The 3,124-nt window shown below is 39.5% G+C and carries 1 protein-coding gene; it reads left to right on the top strand.

All coding sequences use genetic code 11. The annotated features are described in order from the left end of the window. Positions 1–3,124, top strand: a 3,124-nt coding sequence (locus IQ05_RS15385) for a beta strand repeat-containing protein (protein ID WP_394345211.1), incomplete at both ends; no start/stop codon positions are given.

Here is a 3,124-nt window from a genome sequence, read left to right as displayed (position 1 = left end):
AAGTATATCGGGTACAGGATTAGTAACCGCCAATGCAGGAACGTATACCTTTACACAAACGAATGCAGCAGGATGTACTTCGCCATCATCATCAAGTATAATTATTTTTAATGTAATTTGTGTCAATGATGATAACATCCTTTCAACAGGCGGTAATGTATTGTCCAATGATACACTAAATGGTACGGCAGTAACTACATCAAACACTGATGTCACACCCGTAACTTCAGGTCCATTGAGTATTGATGCAAATGGAAATCTAACTGTTATTCCAAATACACCAACCGGAACGTACACTATTATGTATGAATTATGTGAAGTTGGAGCTACCCCAGCTAATTGTGGTACAGCTACGGCAACAGTTGTGGTAAACAATCCAATCGATGCTGTAACCGATCCATCAGTAACTGTAGTCTCAAATAATACGGTTGTAACAGCATTGAACGCATTAGCAAATGATACCTTAAGTAACCTAGGGGCGACAACTACGAATACCAATGTAACACCACTAACCACAGGACCATTGAGCATCAATGCAGATGGAATAGTAACCGTTGCTGCCAATACCCCAAGTGGCACGTACAGCATTACTTACCAATTATGCGAAGCCAATCCATCAACAGGATTGAATGTAAACCCAGCAAATTGTGATACCGCTACAGCCACAGTCGTGGTAAACAATCCAGTAGATGCAGTGAATGATCCATCGGTAACCGTTGCATCAAACAACACGGTAGTAACGGCATTGAACGCATTGACAAATGATACGTTAAGTAACCTAGCAGCAACTACGACCAATACCAATGTAACGCCCTTAACGACAGGACCATTGAGCATTGATGCTAACGGAATAGTAACCGTTGCAGCCAATACACCAAGTGGTACGTACAGCATCACCTACCAATTATGCGAAGCCAATCCATCAACAGGATTGAATGTAAGCCCATCGAATTGTGATAATGCAACAGCTACTGTAGTAGTTTTAAATCCAATAGATGCGGTAAATGACGGCCCAACAACAATTGCGTCAGCTACTACGCCGGTTACCGTACAAATTGTAACATCAAATGATAGGTTGAATGGAGTATTCGTTACAGCAACTAATAGTGATGTAACACCAATAACTACAGGGCCTTTAAGTGTAGATGTTAACGGTAATTTAATATTAGCAGCAAACACAGCTTCTGGAACTTATACAATAACATACCAGTTGTGTGAATCTGGGGCAAGTCCAGCCAATTGTGATTCTGCTACAGCGACAGTTGTAGTTCAGAATCCGTTACTTGCAGTAAATGATGGACCTATTACGGTATCGACTGCTGCAGTTGCTAAAGTTGTTCTAAATGTAACTGCAAATGATACTTTACATGGAGATCCAGTTACAGATGCTAATACTAATGTTACACCCCAAACATCAGGACCATTAAGTATAGCTAGTAATGGAGATATAACTTTGGCAGCAAATACACCTTCAGGTACATATACAATTACATACGAAATATGTGAAGTAGGAGCAAATCCTGTAAATTGTACAACAGCAACAGCAACGATTGTAGTTTTAAATGCTATAGTAGCAAATCCTGATACAACTGGAGGGCTTCCAGGCGCTACCACAGGATCTGTTTTGGGGAATGATACTTTAAGTGGAATTCCGCCTATCAATCCTACTGATGTGATTTTGACAACTACAGCTTTAAATCCGGTATTAACTTTAAATCCAGACGGTACCATTACAATAGCACCAGGTACACCTGCAGGACCTCAAACTCTGGAGTATCAAATATGTGAAATTGGTTCAAATCCGGCTAATTGCAGCACCGCATCAGTAACAGTAAACGTTTTCCAAGCAGCAGTTGATGCTATTGTTGATGATTTTACAGCAATACCATATACAGGTGGTATTGGAGGCACTACTACATCAGTATTGAATAACGATACCCTTAATGGAGTAGTTTTAAATCCAGCAGATGTTAATTTAACATTAAGTGGAACTACGCCTACAGGATTCGTACTGAATAGTAACGGTACAATAACGGTACCTTCAGGACAGATTTCAGGCACCTATATGGTTTTTTACCAAATATGTGAAGTCATAAATTCAGGTAACTGCGATATAGCCAATGCAAAAATCCTTATTAGTAATAGTATTGTAGCATTTGATGATACTTTCTCAACACAAGTTCCAAGTACTACAGTTGGTACAACAGTTGGAAGTGTGTTATCTAATAACGGTAATGGATCAGATAGTTTAAATGGAACAGCAGTTACATCAGCAAATACAGATGTTACACCAATAACCACAGGCCCATTGAGTATTGATGCAGATGGGAATTTGACACTATCACCTAATACAGTTTCTGGAACCTATAGTATCACTTATCAGTTGTGTGAAACGGGAGCAGACCCTGTAAATTGTACAAACGCTACTGCAACAGTAGTTGTTTTAAATCCAATTGATGCACTTAATGATAATCCAGTTGCAGTAAACACAGGAGTAAATCCAAAAGTAGTGTTTAATGTAACAGATAATGATACTTTGAATACTGTTTTAGTAAGTCCGACCAATACGAATGTTACACCAGTTTCTTCAGGTCCATTGAGTATAGATTCAAATGGTGTAGTAATATTAGCAGGAAATACACCAAGTGGAAGTTATAGTATTACCTATGAATTGTGTGAAGTTAATCCATCAACAGGATTGGCTGTAACACCATCGAATTGTAATACAGCAACAGCAACCATTATAGTTTTAAATCCAATAGATGCAGTAGACGATCCATCAGTAACTGTTGGGTCAAACAATACGGTTGTAACGGCCTTAAATGCCCTAACAAATGATATATTTAACTTAGTTGCAGCTACAACAACTAACACCAATGTAACACCGCTAACCACTGGTCCATTGAGTATTAATGCTGATGGGATAGTAACTGTTGCGCCTAATACCCCAAGTGGTACGTACAGCATCACTTATCAATTGTGCGAGGCCAATCCAGCAACAGGATTGAATGTAGTACCAACGAACTGTAACACCGGTACAGCAACAGTTGTGGTGAGCAACCCATTGGTAGCAGTAAACGATACACCAGTAGCGGTTTCAGTAGGCGATAGCACAGCAAGTGTT

The organism is Flavobacterium tiangeerense, assembly GCF_007830355.1.
Taxonomy (GTDB): domain Bacteria; phylum Bacteroidota; class Bacteroidia; order Flavobacteriales; family Flavobacteriaceae; genus Flavobacterium; species Flavobacterium tiangeerense.
This window is presented reverse-complemented; position numbering and strand designations above follow the sequence as displayed.